Origin of the sequence: Avibacterium paragallinarum (genome assembly GCF_011765605.1) — a bacterium.
GTDB classification, from domain to species: domain Bacteria; phylum Pseudomonadota; class Gammaproteobacteria; order Enterobacterales; family Pasteurellaceae; genus Avibacterium; species Avibacterium paragallinarum.
Genome location: NZ_CP050316.1, coordinates 1,371,649 through 1,398,209, shown reverse-complemented (window position 1 = coordinate 1,398,209; position 26,561 = coordinate 1,371,649). Strand labels below are relative to the sequence as shown.

Here is a 26,561-nt window from a genome sequence, read left to right as displayed (position 1 = left end):
GTACGACATAGATAGGAATTATGCGGTTTTAGCTAGTCCTAGGGTTCCATCATCAATGGACGCTGTTGCCTTGCCGAGCACTTCATAAACTTTGTCACCATCTTTGAAGAAGACAAAACCACCGTGTTCCATTTTGATCCAAGGCTCATTTTTTGTGAGAGGAAAAGTGGTAATGATAGTGACTTTATCTTTTTCTGTGGTGTATTCGCGGAAATCAATGACATCATCGTCATCAATACGTTGGGCTGTACCAAAAGGGGATTTTCGCGTGAGATAATGTAAATTGGTAGAACAATGTGCAATCATCCAATTGCCATTGGAAAGGATAAAATTAAATGTTCCATTTTGTGCTAATTCTTTAGTAATCTCTTGAATAGTTTGAAAAATTTCCTCTTCAGTTGGCTTTTTTCGGAAACGATTTTTGAGCTGCTCTGCCATATAACAAAATGCTGCTTCAGAATCCGTTGAGCCAATAGGTTGGCAGAAACTTTCTGACATATCAGGTATGGAAGTGAGATTGCCATTGTGAGCGAACACCCAATTCTCCCCCCAAATTTCACGAATAAACGGGTGGGTATTTTCAATGGTTACAGCCCCTTGTGTGGCTTTGCGGATATGGGCGATCACATTGAAGGATTTAATGTGATATTGCTTAACGCAATCGGCAATAGGTGAACTATGTCCCGCTTTGTTATCACGAAAAATACGAACGCCTTTCCCTTCAAAAAAGGCAATACCAAAGCCATCTGAGTGGCAGTCAGTTAATCCCGCTCTACGGCGAAAGCCTTCAAAAGAAAAGACAATATCTGTTGGCGTATTACAATTCATTCCTAATAACTGGCACATAAAGACACCTTAAAATCATAAACTTATATTGATTTAACAAAAAAACTCACAAAAATTCAACCGCACTTTTAGAACAATGGATACTATTTCATAACCTATGGTTATCTGAGCTACTGCACTACAATTAATCCTAAGCAACCTTTATCTGCAGCAATTAAATCGGCAGCACCAAATGTAAAAGGGTGGCTATTGGAAGAGGCGTGTTCAAAACGAACTAAAATTTGTACTTTACCTTCAATCCATAGACTGTCTTTCCAAGCAATATCACTGTCTGAGATGGGCTTATCGTTAATACTTTCTACAATAAATTTTGCCCCTTGTATCTTAAATCCTGTAGGTGAGATAGAGGTAAGTATCCAGCGTTCTATTGAACCTAAGCGGGTGTTTACATCAATACGTCTAGGATCAAAACGCTGTTGATTCAGCATTCCATTATCGGCATCAATGTGAAATTGACGCTCTTGGCTGATGTTTGCTTTTAAGCTTTGCGGTGCATCAGTATTAAATTGCATTGCGGTATGTTGCTCGAAAGCATTACTTAATCCTTGTGGGCGAAGCTCTAGCACAGTATTGTCGATGAGTTCATTTTCACCACTGAAAAAACCAGTTACTCTACTGAAAATGTTACGTTTTTTACCCGCAATGAGTGTGGTATTATCCCCTTCATTTAAATTGACTAAAATTTCTGCACGTTCGCTTGGTGAGAGAGAAAGAACATTCATTGTTTTAGCTTGTGGCAAGAAGCCTTGATCAAGGGCGATGAGTTGAAAATCACGGTCATCATCAAAACGCAGTTCATAACGACGGGAAAGGGAAGCGTTAAGTAAACGCAAGCGTACCCAGCCACGAGGTACTTCTAAATAAGGGGATTCCTGTCCATTGACAAATAAACGATTACCAAAAAAGTGCGGTCGGTTTTGTTGAAATAATTGCACGCCTTCATCATTTAGCCGCATATCTTGCAAAATTAATGGAATATCGTTAATTCCATATTTTTGCGGCAAACTGGATTTACGGCTTTTTTTATCTTCAATAATACATAGTCCGAGTAACCCTCGATAGGTTTGATAAGCTGAATATCCCAGTGTGCAAGCGGAATAGTAACAAGTACAGGCGGCTTGGGTAATTGGTAAAATCGGCGCCCAGCTTTGTCCCGGTTTGAATGGATGAGAAATGCCACCTAATGCTTCACCTTCTACTTGTAATCCTTGAATGGCTAATGCGACAACTTGCGATAGGCTGTTACGATAGTTTAATTTTGCAAAATCCCCTTGCCGCATTTTGAGTGTTGGGCCAAGATAATTACCATTAAATCCCCAAACTTCTGTTTGTTTTTCTTGTTGAAGAGGTATCCGCACGCTAGTCATTTCTAAAAAAAGAGGTCTGCCTCGACGGGTTTCCATTAAGGGAGGAATCGGTAAAGGTTGGCGAGTCGCAGCCCATAGTGAATTTGGAATAGTAGAAAACGCCCCGAAAGTCAGGGCATTTTTGAATAATTGACGGCGAGAGATCTTCTTCATTTTAGTTTGCTGATTTTGATTGAGCGGCAATTTCAGCATCAAGTTCATTAATTTTTTGTTCCATTAATGAATGGCAATAATTCGCTAAGTCGCGTACAGTGTCTTTCGTGTAGGAAGAGGTATCAATGGGGGGCAACATTTCGCAAATTACTTTTCCATTTTTACAACGATTAAGGTTAATTTTATTATGTGTTGTTGAACAAACCACAGGCACAATCGGCACACCCGCAGCAATGGCAGCGTGAAAAGCCCCTGTTTTGAATGGTAATAAGCCACGCCCTCGACTACGTGTCCCCTCTGGAAACATCCAAATTGAAAGATTGTCTTTGTTGATACGTTCAGCAAGTTGTGTCATTGTGCTGTGGGCTTTAGAACGATTATCGCGATCTAAAAAAATATTCCCCGATGCCCAATACAAAATGCCAAAAAAAGGTATCCAAATCAGGCTCTTTTTCCCAACACTCACCGTGCGAGGCATAACCATATAAGAAATGGTTACCATATCATAATTATTTTGATGATTGCCAATATAGATACAAGGACCAACAGTTTCGGCATGTTCGGGAAAACGATGTTCTACCGTTAAACCAAACAGGGGATACAAACGCCCGAACCAACGTGCAACATCACCGACATTACTTGGATTTCTAAAACGAATAAGAGAATAAATCGTGCCGCATAAACAAATCAATATGCAACATAGAGTAATGACAATAATTCGGAGAAGTTTTAACATAAATCCACACCTTGGAAAAAAATTTGTACAAGTATAGCGAAAATTCGCAAATATTTGTATCAATCCACCAAAAAAATGCTAGTCTAACCAACAATTTTTTATTGCGGAAAAATAAGCTAAGCTATGCCGAAAACCTATTTTATTGCCGATTTACATTTAAGCGAAAATCGCCCTGATTTAACCGCCCTTTTTGTGGATTTTATGCAAACCCAGGCTAAAGATGCTGAAAAATTGTATATTTTAGGCGATCTGTTTGATTTCTGGATTGGCGATGATGAACAATCTCCACTTATTGATTTAGTTAAACAGCAAATTTGCACTTTAACGCAAAAAGGCGTGGCGTGTTATTTTATACGTGGCAATCGAGATTTTTTAATTGGTAAAAAATTTGCCCAATCTTGTGGTTTAACGCTTTTACCAGATTATCAAGTGATAGATTTATATGGCACGCCAACGTTGCTTTGCCATGGAGATACGCTTTGCACGGATGATGAGGCATATCAACGTTATCGTACAAAAGTACATCAAAAATGGCGACAATGGCTTTTTTTACACCTTCCATTAAAAGTGCGGTTAAAAATTGCTGAGAAAATTAGAGCAAAAAGCAAGCAGGATAAGCAGTATAAACCCCATCAAATTATGGATGTGAACGAAGAGTTTGTATTAAAAATAATGCGACAATTCAATGTATCTCAACTTATTCACGGTCATACGCATCGTCAAAATCAACATAAAATTCCACCGCACTTTGAACGTATTGTACTTGGTGATTGGGGAAAAAAATCATCAGTATTGGAAGTAATGCCCAATCGGAAACAATTTATTAATAGGAGGAGGGAGGGGATTTGTTGAAAGGTATAATCTATTGATAAATATAGTGCTATTTTCTTAAAATAATAGAGGTGATTTATTAAATAGAGTAATTATTCCTATTATGCTATTCATTTGGGAAGTAGAACAATCATTAATCATATTGTTGAGATAAAATAAGAAAAACAGTGTATAAATATGATGTTTTAGAAAAGAAGCTCTAATCTAACTTATAAGTGTGTTGATTATTGTAAGGTATTCTTTATTTTTATTTAATAGGTGTTTAATTTGTCTAGTCTAATTATTACGCTTACCCCTCAAGATAACGCCCGTTTACAGGCACTGTGTGGGGCATTTGATGAAAATATCCAGTTGATAGAAAAGGCGTTTTCTTTAGAAATTGCACGGCGTAATTTTACCTTTACGCTCAAATTTAATGAACAGTCGCCAAAACCGCATCACGAAAAATTATTGAGTAAAGTCGCCGCATTAATTCAACGGCTTTATTTGGAAACCGCTCCTGTGCGTGGTGTGGTAAAAGAAATTGATTTATCTGATGTCCATTTAGCCATTCAGGAAAATCGAATGTTACTGCAAGACGACACGGAGCAAACAAAGCAAAATGCCGTGCCAAAAGTGTACCAAACCACGATCAAAACGAAACGTGGTTTAATTAAGCCGCGTGGAGCAAATCAAATTCAATATTTGCATAATATTTTACGCCACGACATTTGCTTTGGAATTGGGCCTGCGGGAACGGGCAAAACCTTTTTAGCGGTTGCTGCAGCGGTGGAAGCCCTAGAGCGTCAAGAAATCCGCCGAATTTTGCTTACTCGCCCTGCCGTGGAAGCAGGGGAAAAACTCGGTTTTTTACCTGGGGATTTAGGGCAGAAAATTGAGCCTTATTTACGACCGCTCTATGATGCGTTATTTGAAATGCTCGGCTTTGAAAAAGTGCAAAAATTAATGGAACGCAACGTGATTGAAATTGCACCGCTGGCTTATATGCGAGGTCGGACGCTCAATGACAGCTTCATTATTTTAGACGAAAGCCAAAACACCACCACAGAGCAAATGAAAATGTTTTTAACGCGGATAGGCTTCAATTCCAAAGCGGTGATTACGGGCGACATCACCCAAATTGACTTACCGCGTAGCCAAAAATCGGGCTTACGCCACGCCATTGAAGTGTTAGAAAACGTGCCAGAATTGAGCTTTAATTATTTTGAGAGCAAAGATATTGTTCGCCACCCCGTTGTGGCTAAAGTGGTGCAAGCCTATGATCTTTGGGACGAAAAAGAAGAAATCCGCCGCCAAGAACGTGCCTTGCTACGTCAACAAGAGCATAGCCAACAAGAACAAAACCAGAGCCAACGAGAAGAAACAAACTGAGAAACACAAAATGAAACCCGTGATTATTGATTTACAAATAGCGACTGAAAATAGCGAAAATTTGCCCTCAGAACAACAGTTTCAGCAATGGGCAACAGCGGCGGTTCAAGCGGAAAATCTTGAGCCTGAGATTACTATTCGCATCGTGGACGAGGCGGAAAGCCAACAGCTAAATACCACTTATCGCGGTAAAGATTACCCAACGAACGTGCTTTCTTTTCCGTTTGAATGTCCCGAAGAGGTGGAATTGCCGCTACTTGGCGATTTAGTCATTTGCCGCCAAGTGGTAGAACGAGAAGCCGCAGAACAAGGCAAACCGCTGATGGCACATTGGGCGCATATGGTCGTACACGGTTGCTTGCATTTGCTTGGCTATGACCATATTGAAGACGACGAAGCGGAGGAAATGGAAAGCCTCGAAACAGAAATTATGCAAGAACTGGGCTTTGCCGATCCCTATTTAACGGAAAAAATCTAGCCTTGCAACCTCGTCAGCTTGTTATATTAAGCGGGGATAATGATTGGCTACACGCCCAGCTTTCCCCGTTATTCTCCTCGCTATCGGCACAAAGTGCGGTGCTTTTTTTGGATGAAAATATTGCACCGCTCTTTTCATTGCCAGCCATCACGCCAATCCCTTTTTCCAAAGCGAAAAATCAGCTCGGCAGCGAACAGCAATGGATTTTTTACGATGCTCGGCACAGCTTTAACCTTGATACCCTTGCCATTGCTGCAGGCACGTTGCAAGCGGGCGGTTTCTTATTCTTGCTTTTTAACCATTGGCAAAGGTTAGTCCACCAAATTGATTTAGATAGCCAACGCTGGAGCGGCGTGCCAGAGGGGATTGCCACGCCAAATTTTGTACAATTTTTTCAGCAGATCGTGCAAAAATACGGTTTTCCCATTTATCAACAGGAAAACGCAGCACAGTTTGTTCCGCCAAATCCATTGATTAATAGCAAGCCGCAAACCGTTTCTCATTTAGCCACAATCGATCAACAGCAAATTTTGGAGCAGCTCTTAACTGTTCCGAAAGCAATAAATGTGATTACCGCAAAACGCGGGCGAGGAAAATCCGCGTTGGCTGGATTGCTAGCGGCACGTTTGCCGAATGTACTCATTACTGCCCCGAATAAAAGTGCGGTGCAAATTTTGCAAGATTTTTCCGCCAAGCCTTTGGATTTTATTGCCCCTGATGAACTGGCGGAAAAACTGCAACAAAACCCCGAGCTATTTCGCTCCCGTTGGTTGATTATTGATGAAGCAGCGATGCTCCCCTTACCGTTGCTTCGCCAGCTTTGTCAAGGTTTTCAGCATATTTTATGTACAACCACCGTACAGAGTTATGAAGGCACAGGGCGAGGGTTTTGGCTGAAATTTATGCAAAAAAATGACCGCACTTTGCAACATTTCACTTTAACAGAGCCATTGCGTTGGCGAGCCGATGATCTCATCGAACCCTTTGTTGAAGATCTTCTGCTGTTGAATGCAGAGGAGCATTTAAGCCAACCGAATTTTTATTCGCAAGCAACGATAGACTTGCAGTGGCAGACTCAGCAAACCCTTTTCCACCAAGGGAATTATCAAGATTTTTACGGTTTGCTGACGCTGGCACATTACAAAACCTCTCCAGTGGATCTCCGCCGTTTACTTGATGGCACAAAGCAACGATTTTTACTCGCAAAGGCGGATCACCACTTGATCGGCGGGGCGTGGTTGTTGGAAGAGGGCGGAATGGCGGACGCTTCACTTATCGAAAGCATTATGCAGGGTGTTCGCCGCCCGAAAGGCAATTTAGTGGCACAAATGCTTTGTCAGTATGGCTTGCAAGAAGCAGCGTGTCGGCTGAAATCCTTGCGTATTTCTCGCATTGCCATACAACCGAAATGGCAAAATCACGGCATTGGACAAAGTTTAATTGGTGAGTTGGATCACAATCTGGCAGTGGATTTTCTCTCTGTAAGTTTTGGCTATGCTGAGGAACTGGTGTATTTTTGGCAGAAATGCGGATTCGAGCTGGTTTATGTGGGGGAACATAAAGAGGCGAGTAGTGGTTGTTACACTGCGATTGGCGTGAAAGGGCTGAGCCACGCGGGTAAGGCATTTTGTGCCAAGCTCAAAACCCAATTTCAACGGGACATTGGGCTAGCTTTCCACCCTATGGCGGAAAAATTGGCTTCCCTGCCGTTGGATTGGACGCTCAATCTACAGGATCGCAACGCCTTACATTATTTTACCTATTACCAACGTAGCCTTGCCGCAACCATTCCCGCAATTCGGCGATTACTCGCTACGGTAGAGCCGGATAAAATGCCGTTATTATCCCACTATTGTCAGCTCAAAAGCCCGCCCACAACAGGCAAAAAACAATGGTTACAGGCTTGTCGTGCGGAGGTAAAACAGCTATTGCAAAAGCCATAAATTCTTTTATGATAGCCTATGATTTTAAACTTAAAGTTGGCATTGCATTGTGGAGGGAAAACAATGACAGAAAAACAAAAAGGCTTATTTAGAAGATTATGGGATAAATACAGCGAGTTTTGCAAAGAGCTTGGAATCGACCAAGGAGCGTGCCGTAGCTGTGTTCCTGTGGTGAAATTCGATGAAGATCCACCGAAAAAAGAGAAAGAGGCGGACAAATAATGCTATTGGTGATAGTGTGGACGCAGTTTTTATATTTAATTTAATCAGTTAAGTAATCGTTCGATAAATAAAAATAGTAAAAATACAGCATAATGACGAGGCGTATGCGATACGCCTCTACGGATTTCGCTCTATGAAAATAGAAACATTCACTATTCCTAGTGTTCTAGCTCATAAAAAGAGCGGTGTTTTCTAATACCATTTTTTCTAATTTCCCCAAAGAATAAAAACACCCTTAAAATCCTACCGCACTTTAAACGACCCAATAAACCAAATCAATGCCTCTATCCATTTGATTTAAAAAACAAACAGCAATTCTTCTATACAAAACTTTACATTACAACCGATCAAACTGCTTGCAACTTAGGCGAAGTCAGACTAAACTTAGCAAAAGTGGTAAAAAGTGGTGTTTTGTGGTAAAAACTGCAAAATTTAAGCAAAAAACTGACCGCAGTTTAAGAGAACGCATACTATGTTTCGAGGGGCATCATCAGTCAATCTGGATTCAAAGGGACGGCTTGCTATTCCTACGCGTTATCGTGCGGAGATTTTAGAAAAAAATAACGGTCAGATGGTTTGCACGGTGGATATTCGCCAACCTTGTTTACTGCTCTATCCCTTAGATGAATGGGAAATTGTTGAACAAAAATTGCTTGCGTTATCAAATTTTGATCCTGTGCAACGCAGTTTGCAACGTGTGATGTTGGGCTATGCAACCGAATGCGAGTTGGATAGTGTCGGGCGGGTGTTGATTAGTGCGCCTTTGCGTCAGCACGCGAAACTTGAAAAAAGCACGATGCTTGTTGGGCAGTTGAATAAATTTGAAATTTGGAGCGACGTTGAATGGCAAGCTCAAATTCAGCAAGATATGGCTCTTGGTGCAAGTGGACAGCTTGCACAATCTCCAGAATTAATTACGCTGTCGTTATAAGAGAAGGCTAGCTTCCAGAAAATTACAGCGACACTAGCAGAGATAATCGGCGTACTGAGTACGCCGAATTATCCTATATTAATCAAATAGTTATTGTTAATAAGCAGCATTTTATAAATAATGATGAACGCTCAAAACCTTTTTTCTTCACCAGAACATTTCACCGTTTTGCTTACTGAGGCGGTGGACGGCTTGGCATTGAAAGAAAAAGGCATTTATATTGATGGCACTTTTGGGCGTGGCGGTCATTCTCGGCTTATTTTATCTCGCTTGGCTCAAGACGGCAGGTTAATCGCCATTGATCGCGATCCGCGAGCGATTGCAGCGGCACAGCAGATCCAAGATCCGCGTTTTCATATTGAGCATAATAGCTTCTCAGCAATTCCTGAAATTTGTGAAAAGTTGGGTTTGGTTGGCAAGATTGATGGGATTTTGCTCGATCTTGGCGTTTCCTCTCCGCAATTAGATGAAGCGGAACGTGGCTTTAGTTTTATGAAAGATGGGCTTTTGGATATGCGAATGGATACTACGCAAGGCTTGTCGGCGGCACAATGGTTACAGCAGGTTTCAGAGCAGGATCTTGCGTGGGTGCTGAAAACCTTTGGCGAAGAACGCTTCGCCAAACGCATTGCACAAGCCATTGTTAATTATAATAAAATCGCATTGCAAAATGGCACTGAACCGCTGAGCCGTACCTTGCAACTGGCGGAATTGATTGCTCAATCCGTTCCTTTCAAAGATAAGCATAAACACCCCGCAACTCGCAGTTTTCAGGCGATTCGCATTTTTATTAATGCGGAATTAGACGAATTAGAACGGGTGCTAGAGGGTGCGTTGCAAGTGCTTGCTCCACAAGGGCGATTGTCGATTATTAGCTTTCATTCCCTTGAAGATCGTATGGTGAAGCACTTTATGCGTAAGCAGAGCAAAGGGGAAAGTCTGCCGAAAGGCTTGCCTTTGCGTGAAGATCAAATTCAGCGTAGCCAAACCTTGAAAACCATTGGCAAAGCCATTATGCCGACAGAGCAAGAAATTGCTCAAAATGCCCGTTCTCGAAGTGCGGTGTTGCGTGTTGCGGAGAAATTATAACGATGTTGGATAACTCAGAACGCTACCCGCTACGCCAAATTCTTTTAGAAGACCTTTTTGCATCAAATAAATTGGTGCTGTTTTTGTTTATCGTCGTTTTAGTGAGTGCGTTGGGAACGATTTGGATTACGCACCAAACACGCGGGCTCATTGCGGAAAAAGGTGAGCTGATTTTACAAATTCAAGCCTTAGAAAATGAAGCATTAAATTTAAAATTAGAAGAAGCAACGCAAAGCGATAATACGCGGGTGGAAGCTATTGCGAGGGGAAAATTAGCAATGAAAATGGTTTCTCCAGAGCAAGAAGTGTTGTTGGTTGAATAATGAGGCAGGGTGATGATTAAAAAAAATAATAAAGCCAAACTCCTGACGAATAACAAGGGAAGTGCGGTACGCCGTAATAAGCCGAAAGTTACTTTTGAAAGTAGCTTTATCAAAAAACGTTTTAATATCGCCGTTGCAATGGTGGGGATCTTACTGATTATTTTAGTAGCAAAAGCGGCGAGCGTGCAAGTGATCAACTCTGATCCCCTTTCAACGGAAGCGGATAAACGTTCCGTTCGCACCCAGCAAGTGCTTTCGGTACGCGGATCTATTTTAGATCGTAACGGGCAGTTGCTTTCAGTGAGCGTGCCGATGTATTCGGTTGTGGTCGATCCCAAAGTGGTCTTTGAAGAAAATGCCTTGCAAGATAAAGATCGCTGGCGTTTATTGGCGAAATCTTTAAACGTGCCGTACAAAGACTTAATCAAAAAAATTGAAAAATCCCCCTCTGCCCGCTTTGTTTATTTAGCACGCCAAGTTTCTCCAACGGTGGCAGATTATGTCAAACAATTAAAAATCAAAGGCTTAGTGCTAAAAACGGAAGCTCGCCGCTTTTATCCTCGCGTAGAAGAAACCGCCCATTTGATCGGTTATACCAATATTGACGGCGAGGGCATTGAGGGCATTGAAAAAAGTTTTAATTCCTTATTAGTGGGAAAATCAGGCTCTCGCACTTACCGCAAAGATAAATTGGGCCACGTTGTCGAAGAAATCGCCGATGTCAAAAAATACGATGCCCATAATGTTACCCTAAGCATTGATGAAAAATTGCAATCAATGGTGTATCGTGAAATCAAAAAAGCGGTTTCAGAGAACAAAGCAGAATCAGGCTCAGCGGTGTTAGTGGATATTCGCACGGGGGAAGTGCTGGCGATGGTGAATGCCCCGTCATACAACCCAAATAACCGCACAGGGGTGAAAGCGGATTTAATGCGAAACCGTGCGATTACAGACACCTTTGAGCCAGGTTCAACAGTAAAACCCTTCGTGGTTTTAACCGCACTTCAACGGGGTGCGGTTCGCCGCGATGAAGTGATTAACACGGGCCCGCTCGTGCTAAACGGACACGAAGTGAAAGACGTTGCCCCACGAGATCGCCAAACCCTTGATGAAATTTTGGAAAACTCCAGTAACCGCGGGGTGAGCCGTTTAGCCTTGCGTATGCCGCCAAGTGCGTTAATGGAAACTTACAAAAATGCGGGGCTGGGTAAACCCACTGAGCTAGGTTTAATCGGTGAACAATCGGGGATTTTAAATGCAGATCGCAAACGCTGGGCGGACATTGAGCGTGCCAACGTGGCTTATGGCTACGGGATCAACGCCACGCCACTGCAAATCGCCCGTGCCTATGTTACTTTGGGCAGTTTTGGGATTTACCGTCCGTTATCCATTACCAAAGTTGATCCGCCTGTGATCGGACAGCGTGTGTTCCCCGAAAAAATTACCCGTGAAGTAGTGAATATGATGGAAAAAGTGGCGATCAAAAACAAAAAAGCGATGGTGGAAGGCTACCGCGTTGGGATCAAAACAGGGACGGCGAAAAAAATCGAAAATGGGCGATATGTGGATAAATATATTGCTTACACCGCAGGGGTCGCGCCGATTAGCAACCCTCGCTATGCCTTGATCGTGCTGATTAACGATCCGAAAGCGGGGCAATATTACGGTGGGGCAGTTTCCGCACCGCTGTTCTCCAATATTATGGGGTATGCCTTGCGAATGAATAACGTGCCACCTGATGCGGTTGAGCCGCAAAAAGTGGCGAAACGCACGGTGCGACTGAATAATCAGAAAAAAGATGAAACCACCAATTAGCTTCTGAGAAAGGAAAAACCAATGAAAAATCTCACCGCACTTTTAGGCATCGCCCCGTTGCCGCAAGAGGTTGAGTTAAAAGAAATGACCCTAGACAGCCGCTCTGCAAAGACTGGCTGTCTTTTCGTTGCAATAAAAGGGCATCAAACGGACGGCAGAAACTACATTTCGCAAGCGATTAGCAATGGAACAAGTGCGGTGCTTTTTGAAGCCGATTTTCCAGAACAGCATTTAACTGTGCAAATGGAGCAAGGCGTTCCGATGATTGCTTATTACGCATTGCCTAAGCATTTGTCGGCGATTGCAGGGGCGTTTTATGGCGAGCCTTCTCATCAGCTCACATTGGCTGGCGTAACGGGAACGAACGGTAAAACCACCGTGGCACAGCTTTTAGCTCAATGGACGACGTTGCTCGGACATCGTAGTGCGGTAATGGGAACGATCGGCAACGGGCTATTGGGGCAAATCAAAGAAGCGGCGAACACCACAGGTTCAGCGATCGAAATTCAAAAAACGCTAGCGGAGTTTGTACAGGCGAGAGCAGATTTTGCCGCTATTGAAGTGTCCTCACACGGCTTGGTGCAACATCGTGTGGAAGCTTTAAAATTCGCGGTGGCGATCTTCACCAATTTGAGCCGTGATCATTTGGATTATCACCACACAATGGAAAATTATGCGGCGGCAAAATTCCGTTTATTCAATGAATTGGATTGTCAGCACAAAGTGATCAACGCAGATGATCCAGTGGGTGAACAATGGCTACAAAACTTGCCTGATGCCATTGCGGTGAGTTGCCAAGCGGATTTCCAACCGCAACATCAACAATGGCTAAAAGCGGAGCAAATCCAGTTTCATCAGCACGGGGCGACAATTCGCTTCGCTTCAAGCTGGGGAAAGGGCGAATTACATAGTCCTCTAATTGGAGCATTTAATGTGAATAATTTACTGTTCGCTTTTGCTAGCCTGCTCGCTTTAGGTTATGAACTGCCAGCACTGTGTGAAAGTGCGGTGCTATTACAGGGCGTTTTGGGGAGAATGGAACGCTTGACCACACCAGAGCAAGCCACCGCGATTGTGGATTATGCTCATACGCCAGATGCCTTAGAAAAAGCCTTGCAAGCCGCCCGTTTACATTGTGAGGGCGAGCTTTATTGTGTGTTTGGCTGTGGCGGTGATCGCGACAGGGGAAAACGCCCACAAATGGCACGCATTGCGGAGCAGTTTGCCGATCGCGTAATCGTTACTGATGACAACCCTCGCACGGAAGATCCCGCCGTCATTATGCAAGACATTCAATCAGGTTTTGAGAACGCGGATAAGGTGGCGATCATTCATCAGCGGGATCTTGCCATTCGTTACGCCTTGAGCCTTGCACAACCGCAAGATGTGGTGCTGATTGCGGGCAAAGGACACGAGGATTACCAAATTATCGGCACAACGAAGTTGCCATTTTCCGATCAAGAAACCGTAAAACAATATTTTAGTGAAACAAAATGATTAAATTAACCACGCAGCAATTAGCTGAAATACTCCACGGCACGCTTTACGGCGATGGCGACATTGCGATTGAAAATGTCAGCACCGACACTCGCCAAGCCAACCTGCAAGGGCTGTTTTTTGCCTTACGAGGTGAACGTTTTGACGGGCATCAATATTTAGCCGAAGCGGTAAAACAAGGGGCGTTGGCTGCGGTCGTAGATCATCAATGCGAGCTTGAAGCCTCGTACAGCGTGCCGCAAATTGTGGTGGCAGATACCCGCTTGGCGTTAGGTCGCTTAGGGCAATGGCTCAAGGCGGAAATTAACCCTTTAACCGTAGCGATTACGGGCTCATCAGGCAAAACCACGGTGAAAGAAATGACCGCGTCCATTTTGCAACAAAGTTCGGTCAGTTCTGAGCAAGTTTTATTCACGCAGGGCAATTTTAATAATGACATCGGCGTGCCGCTCACCTTATTGCGTTTAACTCCACAGCATAAATTTGCGGTGATTGAGCTAGGGGCAAATCACCTTGGCGAAATTGCTTATACCACAAACTTAGTGAGTCCTAACGTGGCAATGGTGAATAACGTTGCCGCTGCTCATTTAGAGGGCTTTGGCAGCCTTGAAGGTGTGGCTCAGGCGAAAAGCGAAATCTATCAAGGGCTGGCTTCGCAAGGTATCGCATTGATTAATTTAGATTGCCATTATCTTGATGATTGGCAGAAAAATATCGGCGATCATCAAGTGCGGTCATTTTCTTTGGCAAATTCTGCGGCAGATTTTTATGCTTCAGACATTCAGCTTAATGAGCAAGGCTCGCATTTTATTTTGCACAGCCCGCAAGGAAACGTGGCGATCACCCTGCCTTATTTGGGCGAGCATAACATCAGCAATGCCCTAGCTGCTGCCGCGTTGGCGATGAGTGTGGGGGCAACGCTTGCTGATGTACAACAAGGCTTAGCAAAAGGCACAAAAGTGAAAGGGCGTTTGTTCCCTCTCCAGCCGTGCGATAACTTGTTGTTACTTGATGATACCTATAACGCCAATGTGGATTCTTTGCAATCCGCCATTCAAGTGTTACAAAAATATCCCGCTTTTCGTATTTTAGTGGTTGGCGATATGGCGGAATTAGGCGAAAATACGCAGTTTTGTCATCAGCAAGTGGGCGAGGCGGCAAAAGCGGCACAGCTTGATTATGTGGTGAGCTATGGCGAACACAGTGCGGAAATTTCAGCCCAATGCGGCGGAATGCACTTCACCGATCAAGAGCAATTAGTGGATTTTATTCGTCCGTTAATTGCAGAAAAATTATCGCAAAATCAAAACGTGGTGCTGTTAGCCAAAGGCTCTCGCCGAATGCAGTTAGAAAATGTAATTGAATTATTAAAGGATAGCTTCCAATGTTAGTTTGGCTCGCGGAATATCTCCAGCAATATCACAGTGGCTTTAATGTCATTTCTTATATTACCGTGCGTGCGATCTTGGCTTTATTGACCGCACTGTTGATTTCTTTGTGGGTGGGTCCAAAGGTGATCCGCCGTTTGCAAATTCTCAAATTTGGGCAAGAGGTGCGTAACGACGGGCCTGAAAGCCATTTGAGCAAAAAAGGCACGCCAACAATGGGCGGCATTATGATTTTGTTCGCTATTACTATCAGCACCTTGCTGTGGGCGAATTTAGCCAATCCTTATATTTGGTTCAGCTTATTTGTGCTATTAGGTTATGGTGCGGTGGGTTTTGTGGACGATTACCGCAAAATCACGCGTAAAAATACCGATGGCTTGATCGCACGTTGGAAATATTTTTGGTTATCTGCCATTGCGTTAATTGCCGTGTTTGGAATGTATGCCATCGGCAAAGATACCAATGCCACTCGCCTTGTTGTGCCATTCTTCAAAGAAATAATGCCGCAACTGGGCTTGTTCTATATTGTGTTGGCGTATTTTGTGATTGTTGGCACAAGTAACGCGGTGAACTTAACTGACGGCTTAGACGGCTTGGCGATTATGCCAACGGTCTTTGTAGCAGGAGCGTTCGCCTTAATCGCGTGGGCGACGGGGAATGTGGAATGGTCGAGCTATTTATACATTCCGCACATTAAATACACCTCTGAACTGGTAGTGTTCTGTACCGCGATTGTCGGGGCTGGGCTAGGCTTCCTTTGGTTTAATACTTATCCCGCACAAGTGTTTATGGGCGATGTGGGATCGCTTGCCCTCGGCGGAGCGTTGGGCGTGATCGCCGTGTTGGTACGACAAGAGTTTTTATTGGTGATTATGGGCGGAGTGTTTGTAATTGAAACCCTCTCAGTGATTTTGCAAGTGGGATCATACAAATTGCGTAAGCAACGTATTTTCCGAATGGCACCGATTCATCATCATTTTGAATTAAAAGGCTGGCCCGAACCGCGTGTGATTATCCGCTTTTGGATTATCTCGCTAATGTTGGTGTTGCTTGGTTTGGTTACCTTGAAGTTACGTTAAAAAACTAAAAAAGAGGGTGGGGAAAACAATGAGTCCATATCAGCATAAAAATATCTGCGTTATCGGTTTAGGCAAAACGGGGCTGTCTTGCGTGGACTTTCTGCTCGCCCGTCAAGCCAATGTGCGAGTAATGGACACCCGCCCAACGCCTGCGGGGATCGAGCAACTACCGCCCTCTGTTGCGGTGCATACGGGCGGGCTGAATCAGCAATGGCTGTTGGAAAGCGATATGATTGTCATCAGCCCAGGGCTTGCGGTAAAAACGCCTGAAATTCAGACCGCACTTCAAGCAGGCGTGGAAGTGGTGGGCGATATTGAATTGTTCTGCTGTGAAGCGGACAAGCCAATTATCGCCATCACAGGTTCAAACGGCAAAAGCACTGTTACCACACTGGTGGCAGAAATGGCGAAAGCAGCGGGCTTAACGGTGGGAATGGGTGGAAATATCGGCATTCCTTCCCTATCGTTGCTCAATCAAGGCAATGACATCTATGTGCTTGAGCTGTCGAGTTTTCAACTGGAAACCACTTACAGCTTGCAAGCCATTGCCGCTACCGTGCTGAATGTGAGCGAAGATCATATGAACCGCTATGTGGATTTGGAAGATTATCGCCAAGCGAAACTCAAAATTTATCATCATTGCCAAACAATGGTGGTGAATAGTGAAGATTCGCTTACCTTGCCCTCAGATCAAAATGAGAATAAAAGTGCGGTACAAAAACAAGTATATTTTGGTGAGCAGAACGCGGATTATTGGTTAAAAACCGAAAACGACAAGCAATATTTAATGGCATACGATGAAATGATCTTGCCTTGCGATGAAATGAAATTAACGGGGCGCCATAACTATTTGAACGCCCTTGCCGCGATCGCTTTGGCACAAAGTGCGGGGATAAATTTACACGGAATTTGCACCGCACTTCGCGAATTTACGGGCTTAGATCACCGCTTTCAACTCGCCCATTTCGCTAACGGCGTGCGTTGGATCAACGATTCCAAAGCCACCAATGTAGGTAGCACCGTTGCCGCTTTAACGGGCTTACAAGTGGCTGGCAAACTCTATTTATTGCTCGGTGGCGACGGCAAAGGGGCGGATTTTTCCGAACTGGCGGCGTTGATTAACCAACCGCACATTTATTGTTACTGCTTTGGACAAGATGGCGAACAGCTCGCCGCCTTATCCGCCCAAAGCCAATTATTTGCCACAATGGAGCAAGCCATTGAGGCTTTCCGACCGCACTTAGTGGCAGGGGATATGGTCTTGCTTTCGCCTGCTTGTGCGAGCTTGGATCAATTTGCCTCTTTTGAAAAACGCGGTGAAGAATTTACCCGCTTAGCCAAATTAAGCTAGAGAATAAGAATGCGATTGATAGACAATTTGAAAGAATATTCACGAATTACGCCCACCAATTTGCTGTATGACCGAGCGTTATTATGGCTATTTGTGAGCTTATTGCTGATTGGTTTGATTGCGGTAACTTCCGCCTCAATCCCTGTAGGAACGCGATTATTCAACGATTCTTTCTATTTTGCAAAACGTGATGCTATTTATGTGGTGCTTTCCATTTTCGCTTGCTACACGGTGTTGAATATTCCCACGTCCTTTTGGGAAAAATATTACGGCTATGTGTTTTGGCTCGCGGTCATTTTGTTACTGTTGGTATTAATCCCAGGGATTGGAACGCGAATTAACGGGGCAAGACGTTGGATTCCAATGGTCTTTTTTAACTTCCAGCCTGCCGAGTTCGCCAAGTTGGCACTCACTTGCTTTCTTGCTAGCTATTTTACTCGCCGTTATGATGAAGTGCGAAGCCGTAAGTTGAGTGGCTTGAAGCCGATGATCGTAATGGGCGTATTTGGGGCGTTATTATTGTTGCAACCCGATTTAGGAAGTACCGTAGTGCTGTTTGTGATTACCGCGGGAATGCTGTGGATTGTGGGGGCGAATGGCTGGCAGTTTTTTGCCTTGTGGGCTTCTGGGGTATTATTGCTTCTCTGGCTTGCCATTTCTTCCGCTTACCGCTTGAAACGTTTAACGGGCTTTATGGATCCGTTCAAAGACCCTTATGGCACAGGCTTTCAGCTTTCCAATTCCTTAATGGCATTTGGGCGTGGCGAGTTTACCGGCGAGGGGCTAGGCAATTCGATCCAAAAATTAGAATATTTACCCGAAGCTCATACCGACTTTGTAATGGCTGTCGTGGGGGAAGAATTTGGCTTAATCGGCATTGTCTTTATTATTTCTCTCTTAGCGTTATTAATTTTCCGTGCGATGAAAATTGGGCGGGAAGCCTTGCAAATGGAGCAACGTTTTAAAGGCTTTTTTGCATTTGGGATCAGCTTTTGGATTTTCTTTCAAGGCTTCGTGAATTTAGGAATGGCATTAGGTTTATTACCGACAAAAGGGCTGACCTTTCCACTCGTGAGCTACGGGGGATCGAGTTTGATCATAATGTCGGTGAGTGTGGGAATTTTGCTCCGCATCGATCACGAAAACCGAATGATGCGAAGCGGACACGCACGCTTGCGTGATGATTAAAAGAAAAGGATATATTGTGGCACAACAACAAAAAAAACGTTTATTAGTGATGGCTGGCGGCACGGGAGGACACGTTTTCCCTGCCATTGCGGTCGCACAATATTTACAGGCTCAAGGCTGGGAAATTTGCTGGCTTGGCACGCGTGATCGAATGGAAGCTCAACTCGTGCCAAAACACGGCATTCCCATTGAATTTATTCAAATTTCGGGGTTACGCGGAAAGGGCTTAAAAGCTTTGCTTGCTGCTCCGTTTAACATTTTGCGAGCCATTTGGCAGGCGAGAAAAATTATCAAGGATTATCAGCCTAACGTAGTGCTTGGTATGGGGGGGTATGTGTCAGGTCCTGGTGGTGTGGCAGCAAAACTTTGCGGTGTGCCTATTGTGTTGCACGAGCAAAATGCCGTCGCGGGGCTAACCAATTCGTGGTTGGCGAAAATTGCCACCCGCGTTTTACAAGCCTTTCCGAACGCCTTTAAAAATGCCGAGGTGGTGGGAAATCCTGTACGTCAAGCATTATTTGAGATGCCAAGCCCCGAACAGCGTTTTGCGGCACGTTCAGGCAAGCTCAATGTGCTAGTGGTGGGGGGAAGTCAAGGGGCGAGAGTACTCAATTTAACCTTGCCAAAAGTGGTTACCGCATTGGGTGAGAAATTACGCGTGCGTCATCAAGTGGGTAAAAATATGGTGCAAGAAATCACCGCACTTTATCCACAAGGGGCGGACGTTGAGGTTACGGAATTTATTGATGATATGGCAGAGGCCTATGGCTGGGCGGATATTGTTATTTGCCGTTCAGGTGCTTTAACGGTGTGTGAACTCGCTGCTGTGGGAACACCTGCGATTTTTGTTCCTTTCCAACATAAGGACAGACAGCAATATTTAAATGCGAAATATTTAGCCGATGTGGGTGCGGCACAGATTATTGAGCAAAAAGATCTCACCGCAGAGGCGTTAATTGAGCGTTTAACCCAATTAGATCGCCCACAATTATTGGCAATGGCAGAAAAAGCCAAAGCAATGGCAACACCAAAATCCGTTCAGCAAGTGGCAGAAGTGATTATTAACGTGGCGAAATAAAAGAATAATAAGAGGCAAGCAAATGAAAGAATTTCAAAAACGCGTCAGACAAACCGTGCCTGAAATGCGTCGGGTAAAACAGATCCATTTTGTAGGGATTGGTGGAGCTGGAATGGGCGGAATTGCGGAGGTTTTGCTTAACGAGGGCTATCAAATTACAGGTTCAGATATCGCAGAAAATGCGGTCACAAATCGCTTAACTTCTTTAGGGGCGAAAATTTATTTTTCTCACCAAGCTGCCAATATTGAAGGAGCGAGCGTAGTGGTGGTGTCCAGTGCTATTAAAGATGACAATGTAGAAGTGGTGGAAGCCCATAAAAATCGCATTCCCGTGATCCAACGGGCTCAGATGTTGGCTGAAATTATGCGTTTTCGACACGGTATTGCCATTGCGGGGACGCACGGCAAAACGACTACCACAGCAATGATTTCAATGATTTATGCACAAGCTGGGCTTGATCCAACGTTCGTGAATGGCGGATTGGTGAAATCGGCAGGCACAAATGCTCATTTGGGAGCGAGCCGTTATTTAATCGCGGAAGCGGACGAAAGCGATGCCTCTTTTTTACATTTACAACCAATGGTTTCAGTAGTGACCAATATTGAGCCTGACCATATGGAAACCTACCACGGTGATTTTGAAGAAATGAAGCAAACCTATGTGAATTTCTTGCACAATCTGCCGTTCTATGGGCTAGCGGTGCTGTGTGCTGATGATCCTGTTTTGACGGAATTGATCCCGAAAGTGGGTCGCCAAGTGATCACTTACGGCTTCAATGAAAATGCGGATTATCGCATTGAAAATTACCAACAAACGGGCTTTCAAGGGCATTACACGGTGGTTACGCCACAAGATGAACGCGTCAATGTGTTGCTTAATGTACCGGGGAAACATAATGCGTTAAATGCTACCGCCGCTTTTGCAGTGGCAAAAGAAGAGGGCATTAGCAATGAGGCAATTTTAGCCGCCCTTGCCGATTTCCAAGGGGCAGGGCGACGTTTTGACCAGTTGGGACAATTTATTCGTCCAAATGGAAAAGTGATGTTAGTGGACGATTATGGACATCACCCAACGGAAGTGGGCGTTACCATTGAAGCCGCGAAAAAAGGCTGGGAAAACAAGCGAATTGTGATGATTTTCCAACCACATCGTTATTCCCGTACGCGAGATTTATTTGATGATTTTGTGCAAGTGCTATCGCAAGTTGATGTGCTGATTATGCTTGATGTTTATGCTGCAGGCGAGGCCCCGATTGCGGGGGCAGATAGCCGATCGCTGTGTCGCTCCATTCGCAATTTAGGCAAGGTTGATCCGATTTTTCTCGCAGAGCAAGAGAATTTGGCACAAATTTTGGATCAAGTGATTCAAGACGGCGATTTGATTTTGGCACAAGGGGCGGGAAATGTGAGCAAGTTATCCCGTCAATTAGCAGAACGTTGGACAGAAAATTAATGGGAATAACTCAATGACAAAAACATTAAAACAAGAAAAAATTGCGGTATTACTGGGGGGCACATCGGCGGAGCGTGAGGTTTCCCTCAATTCAGGGCAAGCGGTGTTAGCGGCATTACAAGCTCAGGGATTTAACGCTCACCCAATCGATCCCAAAACCTTTCCTGTGGCAGAATTAAAAACGCAGGGTTTTGACCGCGTATTCAATATTTTGCACGGCCGCGGCGGGGAAGACGGCACAATGCAGGGGCTATTAGAACAAATTGGCATTCCATACACAGGGTGCGGGGTGATGGCTTCGGCACTCACAATGGATAAAATGCGTACTAAAATGCTGTGGAAAGCCTTTGGTTTGCCTGTGGCAGAAATGGAAATCGTAACAAAATCAACGCGATCCGAACTAAATCCGCAAGCAGTTGTCGAAAAATTAGGTTTGCCGTTAATGGTGAAGCCTTCTTTGGAAGGCTCAAGCGTGGGCTTAACTAAAGTGAATCACCTCGATGAATTAAAAAGTGCGGTGGATTTTGCCTTAGAATTTGATGACACCATTTTAATTGAGGAATGGCTCTCGGGCGGCGAATATACCGTACCTGTGCTTGATGACGAAGTTTTGCCCTCAATCAAAATTGTGCCAGAGGGTGAGTTTTATGATTATGAAGCCAAATATGTTTCTGACAATACGCAATATTTTTGCCCTGCTGGATTAAGTGAAGAACGCGAGCAAGAATTGCGACAACTGGTTAAACGGGCTTATGACGCGGTGGGTTGTCGAGGCTGGAGTCGCATTGATGTGATGATGGACGGGCAAGGGCAATTCCGCTTAGTGGAAGTGAATACCAACCCGGGAATGACTAGCCATAGCTTATTTCCTAAATCCGCTGCGGTGGTTGGCTATTCTTTTGAGCAACTGGTGGTGAAAATTTTGGAGTTAAGTATTTAATGAATGTATTGCGGCATAAAGCAACGCTGGGAATCAAAAATGTAAAGCAAAAATCCCGTTTTTTTATGCAAGTCAAGCCGTTAATTGTGCTATTATTCATCGGACTTTTGTTTTATGTTTATAACAACTGGCAAGGCTGGTTGGAAAAATTAGACGCTCGCCCGATTAGTGCATTTAATTTAGTTGGCACGCCAACGTTTACCACCGATGAAGATGTGCGTGATATGCTGATCAAAATGGGGGAGCTGAAAGGCTTTTTTGGGCAAGATGTTACGCTAGTTCGAGAGCAAATTCAAAAAATGCCTTGGATTAAGCAAGCGGTAGTGAGAAAAATTTGGCCTGATCGTTTAAATATTTGGGTGAGTGATTATTCACCTGTTGCTATTTGGAATGATAATGAATTGTTATCCAGCGATGGCACCATATTTAAGCTCCCAATGGATAAATTAAAAGATAAAAATCTACCGCACTTAATCGGTCCTGACTATCAAAGTTTAGTTGTGCTAGAAGCGTGGAAGAAAATTTATGGTGAGCTGAAATCGAAAGACTTAATTTTAAAATCAGTAGCCTTAGATGAACGTGACGCTTGGCAACTTGAGCTAGATAATGGGGTCATTTTGAAATTGGGACGGGGTGAGTGGCAATCAAAACTAGATCGTTTTGTGACTATTTATCCACAAATTGAAGTTCCAGAAAATAAAAAATTGGTTTATGTGGATCTGCGTTATAACGTAGGGGCAGCGGTTGGGCTAGCGGATAATGATTAGCCCGCTAAGATGAGCGAGTTGAAATAATTAAGAAGTGATAAAATGGCAAAGATTGTGGAATCAAAAACAATTGTTGGATTAGAAATCGGCACATCTAAAGTCGTCGCGGTTGTCGGTGAGGTGTTACCTGATGGCGTTGTGAATGTGTTAGGCGTGGGAAGTTGCCCCTCTAAAGGCATTGATAAAGGTAGCATTACGGATTTAGGTGCGGTGGTTAATTCTATTCAGCGTGCAATCGAAGGGGCGGAATCTGTTGCGGATTGCCAAATAATGAGCGTTACCTTAGCAATTACGGGCGATCATATTCAAAGCTTAAATGAAAGCGGCTTTGTTCCCATTGCAGACGGTGAAGTAACGCAAGATGAAATTGATTCCGCAATGCATACCGCAAGCACGGTGCAAATTGGTGAGGGGCTTTCCTTATTGCACATCATTCCACAAGAATATGCCGTTGATAAACAAGTGAATATTAAAGATCCGCTAGGGCTACAAGGGGTTCGCTTAAAAGCTCAAGCTCATTTAATTGCGTGCCATCAAGATTGGCTAAATAACCTGAAAAAAGCGGTGGAACGTTGTAAATTAAAAGTGGATAAAATTGTTTATTCGGGCTTAGCTTCAGGTTATTCCGTACTGACGGATGATGAAAAAGATCTTGGTGTTTGCCTCATTGACTTCGGGGCTGGCACAATGGATATTGTGGTGTACACCAATGGAGCATTGCGTTTTAGTAAAGTGATTCCTTACGCCGGAAATCGGGTTACTGATGACATTGCTTACGCCTGTGAAACCTCAAGGACTGAGGCCGAACGCATCAAGGTGAATTACAGTAGCGCTTGCACCCCACCATCGCAACACCCAGAGAAGCGAATTGAGGTAAACGGCATTGCGGGAAGAGCCCCGAGAATTTTAAGCAAAGAACAATTATCTGTTGCTACTTCAGCACGTTACGAAGAGTTATTGGGGCTTGTTCGCCAAGAATTAGACCAATTACGTTACGAATTAGAAAGTAAGCAAATGAAATTTGAGCTGATCGCAGGCATTGTGATTACTGGTGGCGGGGCTCAAATTGAAGATTTAAGACAATGTGCATCTAACGTTTTTGGAATGCAAGTGCGGATTGGTAGCCCAATGAATATTACCGGTTTAACCGATTATGTGAATAAACCGCAATATTCAACCGTAGTAGGGTTGTTGCAATACAACCATAATGATATTGATGAAAGCCCAATAAATGATCAATTTGGTTCAGGCGAACATTTTTTAGGTTCAGTTTGGTCTGGATTTAAAAAATTTGTGAATAAAGTGCGGTCTGAATTTTGAGAATTTTTATTTTTCATCTACAATAAGAGCAATTTAAGTTTTAATTTGTGCCACAGGTGTTGGCATTAACGGAGAATACATATGTTTGAACCAGTGGATTATGATCTTGGTGATATGAATGGCGCCTTGATCAAAGTAGTGGGTGTTGGCGGCGGTGGCGGTAATGCTGTAAACCATATGGTCGCCAATATGGTTAAAAATGAGGTCGATGGAACTTTAGTAGAAGCTGATGAATTTACGTTCCCTATGGATAATGAGGAACACGACAGAATCATTTTCTATGCAGTTAATACTGACGCTCAAGCATTACGTAAAAGTAATGTTCAACAAACTGTGCAAATTGGTGCAACCACTACGAAAGGATTGGGTGCTGGTGCAAACCCTAATGTAGGACGTAAAGCAGCAGAAGATGATCAAGACGCAATTCGAGCAATGCTTGAAGGGGCGGATATGGTCTTTATCGCTGCGGGAATGGGCGGTGGTACAGGAACAGGGGCCGCACCTATTGTCGCCCAAATTGCGAAAGATCTTGGTATTCTCACCGTTGCCGTGGTAACCAAACCGTTCTCATTTGAAGGCAGAAAACGTATGCAGTTTGCCGAAATGGGGATCAAAGAACTTTCTAAGCACGTTGATTCACTGATCATTATTCCAAATGAAAAATTACTAAAAGTTTTAGGTAAAAATACGACTTTATTTGATGCTTTCGCTGCCGCAAATGATATTCTCCGTAATGCAGTAACAGGTATCTCTGATATGATTACCTCGCCAGGCTTAATGAACGTGGACTTTGCTGACGTTCGTACGGTAATGTCTGAAATGGGACGTGCTATGATGGGAGCAGGAATTGCGGAAGGTGAATCAGGCGATGGGCGTGCAGAAAAAGCAGCTCAAGAAGCTGTAGCGAGTCCATTATTAGAAGATGTTGATTTATCTGGTGCAAGAGGTGTTCTTGTGAATATTACCGCTGGATTTGATTTAGGTTTAGATGAATTTCATGTAGTAGGGGAAACAATTAGGGCGTTTGCTTCTGATGATGCCACTGTTGTAGTAGGAACTTCACTTGTTCCAGATATGACGAATCAAATTAAAGTAACGATCGTTGCGACAGGAATTGGTGATATAGATACACCTGATATTCAGCTTGCACCACACAATGTTCCGCTCGGGCAACCAATGCAAAAAGGAAATGCTGAGCCATTTATGCAGCCGCAACAAACAGGTTACCAACCTTATAATCAACAGCAAAATTCGATGCCAAATCGCCCAGCGGATTTAACTAATCGAAAAATTTTAGATACGCCAATTACTGATCGCTTAAATTCTCTTAAAAGAGAGGACAGTTTAGTGAATGCGAACAGTTTTATGCGTAAACCAGAAGATAAATAAAGGAATAAATCTTATTGTTATACAATGGATTTAGAAAACATTATGATTAAACAAAGAACCTTAAAACAGAGTATTAAAGTAACAGGTGTGGGGCTACATAGTGGAAATAAAGTAACCCTAACTTTACGTCCAGCAATGGCAAATACTGGGGTGATTTATTGCCGTACGGATTTAAACCCACCAGTAACATTCCCTGCCAACGCAAATGCCGTGCGTGATACAATGCTTTGTACTTGTTTGATAAATGAAGAAGGCATTCGTATTTCAACGGTAGAGCATTTGAATGCTGCCTTAGCAGGCTTAGGCATTGATAATGTGATTATTGAAGTGGACGCGCCAGAAATTCCAATTATGGACGGCAGTGCAAGCTCATTCATTTATCTTTTATTAGATGCAGGCATTGAAGAACAAAATGCGGCGAAAAAATTTATTCGCGTGAAAAAGCCAATTCGTGTGGAAGACGGTGATAAATGGGCAGAATTTGAACCTTACAATGGTTTCCGTTTAGATTTCACCATTGATTTCAATCACCCTGCGATTGGTAAAGATGTGCGTAATTATGTAATGGATTTCTCCGCACAAGCGTTCGTGCAACAAATTAGTCGTGCAAGAACCTTTGGTTTTATGAAAGACATTGAATATTTACAATCACAAGGTTTAGCGTTAGGTGGTAGCCTAGATAACGCCATTGTGCTTGACGATTATCGCATCTTAAATGAAGATGGTCTTCGCTTTAAAGATGAACTAGTGCGCCACAAAATGCTTGATGCTATTGGTGATTTATATATGTGTGGTTATAACATCATCGGTGATTTCAAAGCCTATAAATCAGGACACGGCTTAAATAACAAATTGTTAAGAGCCTTGCTTGAAGATCAAGAAGCGTGGGAATTTGTTACCTTTGAAGATAAACAGCAAGTACCACAAGGCTATCTCGCGCCAAATCAAGTATTTATCTAAATCGTAAAACGAATAAAGCCATATTAAAAAATATGGCTTTATTTTT

General features: G+C 43.6%; 24 protein-coding genes. 21 read left to right on the top strand and 3 right to left on the bottom strand.

Annotated elements, in window-relative coordinates; genetic code table 11:
- Positions 1-18: 18 nt before the first annotated feature.
- From HBL79_RS06570 to HBL79_RS06560, 3 genes are all read right to left on the bottom strand, one after another.
- Positions 19-846 (bottom strand): class II glutamine amidotransferase, encoded by an 828-nt coding sequence (locus HBL79_RS06570; RefSeq protein ID WP_035687605.1) that lies wholly within the window; start codon positions 844-846, stop codon positions 19-21.
- A 110-nt stretch (positions 847-956) separates the two neighbouring features.
- Entirely contained in the window at positions 957-2,366 is a 1,410-nt protein-coding gene (locus HBL79_RS06565) for a multicopper oxidase domain-containing protein (RefSeq protein WP_035687665.1), read from the bottom strand.
- Position 2,367: 1 nt separating this feature from the next.
- The gene (locus tag HBL79_RS06560; RefSeq protein ID WP_035687602.1) at positions 2,368-3,102 is read right to left on the bottom strand and encodes a 1-acylglycerol-3-phosphate O-acyltransferase; all 735 of its coding nucleotides are present in this window, start codon (positions 3,100-3,102) and stop codon (positions 2,368-2,370) included.
- Positions 3,103-3,225: 123 nt separating this feature from the next.
- Between HBL79_RS06560 and lpxH the strand changes: the two genes are divergently transcribed.
- The 21 genes from lpxH (at position 3,226) to lpxC (ending at position 26,515) form a co-directional block, all read left to right on the top strand.
- Positions 3,226-3,954, top strand: coding sequence for a UDP-2,3-diacylglucosamine diphosphatase (lpxH, locus tag HBL79_RS06555; protein WP_017807166.1), 729 nt, complete (start codon positions 3,226-3,228; stop codon positions 3,952-3,954).
- A gap of 246 nt (positions 3,955-4,200) precedes the next feature.
- A complete protein-coding gene (locus tag HBL79_RS06550; protein WP_035687599.1) occupies positions 4,201-5,304 on the top strand; it encodes a PhoH family protein in 1,104 nt (367 codons plus the stop codon).
- Between the two features lie 10 nt (positions 5,305-5,314).
- The gene (ybeY, locus tag HBL79_RS06545) at positions 5,315-5,782 is read left to right on the top strand and encodes an rRNA maturation RNase YbeY (RefSeq protein ID WP_035687596.1); all 468 of its coding nucleotides are present in this window, start codon (positions 5,315-5,317) and stop codon (positions 5,780-5,782) included.
- A gap of 2 nt (positions 5,783-5,784) precedes the next feature.
- Entirely contained in the window at positions 5,785-7,725 is a 1,941-nt protein-coding gene (locus HBL79_RS06540; RefSeq protein WP_035687593.1) for a tRNA(Met) cytidine acetyltransferase TmcA, read from the top strand.
- Positions 7,726-7,788: 63 nt separating this feature from the next.
- A complete protein-coding gene (locus HBL79_RS06535; protein ID WP_017807162.1) occupies positions 7,789-7,947 on the top strand; it encodes a DUF5363 domain-containing protein in 159 nt (52 codons plus the stop codon).
- Positions 7,948-8,419: 472 nt separating this feature from the next.
- Positions 8,420-8,878 carry a division/cell wall cluster transcriptional repressor MraZ gene (mraZ, locus tag HBL79_RS06530; protein ID WP_017805964.1) on the top strand — a complete coding sequence of 153 codons (459 nt, stop codon included), beginning with the start codon at positions 8,420-8,422 and terminating at the stop codon, positions 8,876-8,878.
- Positions 8,879-9,001: 123 nt separating this feature from the next.
- The gene (gene rsmH / locus HBL79_RS06525) at positions 9,002-9,967 is read left to right on the top strand and encodes a 16S rRNA (cytosine(1402)-N(4))-methyltransferase RsmH (protein WP_035687663.1); all 966 of its coding nucleotides are present in this window, start codon (positions 9,002-9,004) and stop codon (positions 9,965-9,967) included.
- A gap of 2 nt (positions 9,968-9,969) precedes the next feature.
- Entirely contained in the window at positions 9,970-10,290 is a 321-nt protein-coding gene (gene ftsL / locus HBL79_RS06520) for a cell division protein FtsL (protein WP_035687590.1), read from the top strand.
- Positions 10,291-10,302: 12 nt separating this feature from the next.
- On the top strand, positions 10,303-12,105 hold the full coding sequence (ftsI, locus tag HBL79_RS06515; protein ID WP_035687588.1) for a peptidoglycan glycosyltransferase FtsI: 1,803 nt from the start codon (positions 10,303-10,305) through the stop codon (positions 12,103-12,105).
- A gap of 21 nt (positions 12,106-12,126) precedes the next feature.
- Entirely contained in the window at positions 12,127-13,602 is a 1,476-nt protein-coding gene (gene murE / locus HBL79_RS06510) for a UDP-N-acetylmuramoyl-L-alanyl-D-glutamate--2,6-diaminopimelate ligase (RefSeq protein WP_035687586.1), read from the top strand.
- Positions 13,599-14,993, top strand: coding sequence for a UDP-N-acetylmuramoyl-tripeptide--D-alanyl-D-alanine ligase (murF, locus tag HBL79_RS06505; RefSeq protein ID WP_035687584.1), 1,395 nt, complete (start codon positions 13,599-13,601; stop codon positions 14,991-14,993). The genes murE and murF overlap by 4 nt, the downstream gene beginning before the upstream one ends.
- Complete coding sequence (mraY, locus tag HBL79_RS06500; protein ID WP_035687582.1) at positions 14,987-16,069, top strand: phospho-N-acetylmuramoyl-pentapeptide-transferase; 1,083 nt, start codon at positions 14,987-14,989, stop codon at positions 16,067-16,069. The genes murF and mraY overlap by 7 nt, the downstream gene beginning before the upstream one ends.
- Before the next feature lie 28 nt (positions 16,070-16,097).
- Positions 16,098-17,420 (top strand): UDP-N-acetylmuramoyl-L-alanine--D-glutamate ligase, encoded by a 1,323-nt coding sequence (gene murD / locus HBL79_RS06495; RefSeq protein ID WP_035687580.1) that lies wholly within the window; start codon positions 16,098-16,100, stop codon positions 17,418-17,420.
- 9 nt (positions 17,421-17,429) lie between these two features.
- On the top strand, positions 17,430-18,608 hold the full coding sequence (gene ftsW, locus HBL79_RS06490) for a putative lipid II flippase FtsW (protein ID WP_035687578.1): 1,179 nt from the start codon (positions 17,430-17,432) through the stop codon (positions 18,606-18,608).
- Positions 18,601-19,686, top strand: a complete 1,086-nt coding sequence (murG, locus tag HBL79_RS06485) for an undecaprenyldiphospho-muramoylpentapeptide beta-N-acetylglucosaminyltransferase (RefSeq protein WP_046097455.1) — start codon at positions 18,601-18,603, stop codon at positions 19,684-19,686. Before ftsW ends, murG begins: the two co-directional genes overlap by 8 nt.
- A gap of 22 nt (positions 19,687-19,708) precedes the next feature.
- On the top strand, positions 19,709-21,139 hold the full coding sequence (murC, locus tag HBL79_RS06480; protein WP_035687576.1) for a UDP-N-acetylmuramate--L-alanine ligase: 1,431 nt from the start codon (positions 19,709-19,711) through the stop codon (positions 21,137-21,139).
- 13 nt (positions 21,140-21,152) lie between these two features.
- On the top strand, positions 21,153-22,079 hold the full coding sequence (locus HBL79_RS06475) for a D-alanine--D-alanine ligase (RefSeq protein WP_035687574.1): 927 nt from the start codon (positions 21,153-21,155) through the stop codon (positions 22,077-22,079).
- Positions 22,079-22,846, top strand: coding sequence for a cell division protein FtsQ/DivIB (locus tag HBL79_RS06470; RefSeq protein ID WP_035687572.1), 768 nt, complete (start codon positions 22,079-22,081; stop codon positions 22,844-22,846). The genes HBL79_RS06475 and HBL79_RS06470 overlap by 1 nt, the downstream gene beginning before the upstream one ends.
- A gap of 42 nt (positions 22,847-22,888) precedes the next feature.
- Positions 22,889-24,166, top strand: coding sequence for a cell division protein FtsA (gene ftsA / locus HBL79_RS06465; protein ID WP_035687570.1), 1,278 nt, complete (start codon positions 22,889-22,891; stop codon positions 24,164-24,166).
- 81 nt (positions 24,167-24,247) lie between these two features.
- Positions 24,248-25,555: a cell division protein FtsZ gene (gene ftsZ / locus HBL79_RS06460; RefSeq protein ID WP_035687568.1), complete on the top strand. Its 1,308-nt coding sequence runs from the start codon at positions 24,248-24,250 to the stop codon at positions 25,553-25,555.
- Positions 25,556-25,597: 42 nt separating this feature from the next.
- Positions 25,598-26,515: a UDP-3-O-acyl-N-acetylglucosamine deacetylase gene (gene lpxC, locus HBL79_RS06455; RefSeq protein WP_046097471.1), complete on the top strand. Its 918-nt coding sequence runs from the start codon at positions 25,598-25,600 to the stop codon at positions 26,513-26,515.
- Positions 26,516-26,561 lie beyond the last annotated feature (46 nt).